The following is a 1,305-nucleotide window of genomic DNA, read 5'->3' as shown; positions in this document are numbered from 1 at the left end:
AACGCTCAAGTCCTTTTGCAAAAGGATGATGTCGGCTGACTCCTTGGCCACGTCGACAGCAGAGTCAACAGAGATGGAAACGTCAGCCTGCTTCATGGCCGGGGCGTCGTTGATCCCGTCGCCCATGTAGCCGACCGTGTGGCCGTTCTTTTGCAGGGTGGCGATGATCTTGGTCTTCCATTCCGGTGACAGCTTGACGAAGATGTCGCACTCTTCCACCATCTTGGCCAGGTCCTCGTCGCTCTTGCCGACCAGGTCCTTTTGTCCGTAAACCGTGTCGATGTTGAGACCCACCTTCAAGGCCACGGCCCGGGTAACGGCTTCATTGTCCCCAGTCAGGATCTTGACGGTGATGCCGTCGCGGTTGAGGCTGGCCAGGGCGCTCTTGGCGCTTTCCTTCGGCGGATCCAGGAAGGTCAGGAAGCCGATCACGATCAGATCGCTTTCATCGTCAACCGTGAATTCGCCGACCGGTGACGGGTCAACCTTGTAGGCCAAGACGATGACCCGCATCCCGTCGCTGTTCAAGTCGTCGATGTCTTTAAAAATCTGCTTTTTTCTTTCTTCGGTCAAAGGCAGGGTCTGGCCGCCAATTTCCACCTGGCTGGAGACCGACAGCATTTCCTCGGCCGCCCCCTTGGTGACCAGCAGGTGTTCGCCGTGCTTTTGGTCAGAGTTGGCGACAACCACGCTCATGCGCCGGCGCTGGAAGCCAAAGGGAATTTCGTCGATCTTGTGGTAGTCTCGCTGGATTTCGCTGGTGTCCAGGTCGTCGTCAGCCACGTCGATGACGGCCTGGTCGATCAGGTCCTTCATCCCTGTCTGGTAGTAAGAGTTAAGGTAGGCCATCTTCAAGACCCGGTCGGTTTCCCGCATTTCCAGGTTGTAGTGCTTTTCCAGGATGACCTGCCCCTGGGTCAGGGTCCCGGTCTTGTCGGTACACAGGATGTCAGCTGACCCGAAGTTCTGGATGGAGTTCATCTTCTTGACGATGGTCTTGTGCTTGCCCATTTCCACGCTGCCCCGGACCAGGTTGGTGGTCACGATGACCGGCAGCATTTCCGGAGTCAGGCCGACCGCCGTAGCGATGGCGAAGATCAAGGCGTCGGTCCAGTTGCCCTTGGTGAAGCCGTTGATGATGAAGACCAGCGGCGCGATGATGGCCGTCATGGTCAAGAGCAGCTTGGAAATGCTCTTGATCCCGGTGTCAAAAGTGGTCTCCTTCATTTCAGTGTTGGCGATTTCTGCCGCCATCTTCCCGAACATGGTGTGGCTGCCGGTGGCGAAGACCACCCCGCGGCCGGA

1 protein-coding gene is annotated in these 1,305 nt (G+C 57.6%); it reads right to left on the bottom strand.

Features of this window, described 5'->3' with window-relative positions; translation table 11 throughout:
- The coding region (locus tag lacNas_RS01815; RefSeq protein WP_201346532.1) for an HAD-IC family P-type ATPase at positions 1-1,305 on the bottom strand (1,305 nt) is incomplete at both ends.

It is taken from the genome of Lactobacillus nasalidis, from assembly GCF_016587775.1.
GTDB lineage: Bacteria > Bacillota > Bacilli > Lactobacillales > Lactobacillaceae > Lactobacillus > Lactobacillus nasalidis.
This window is presented reverse-complemented; position numbering and strand designations above follow the sequence as displayed.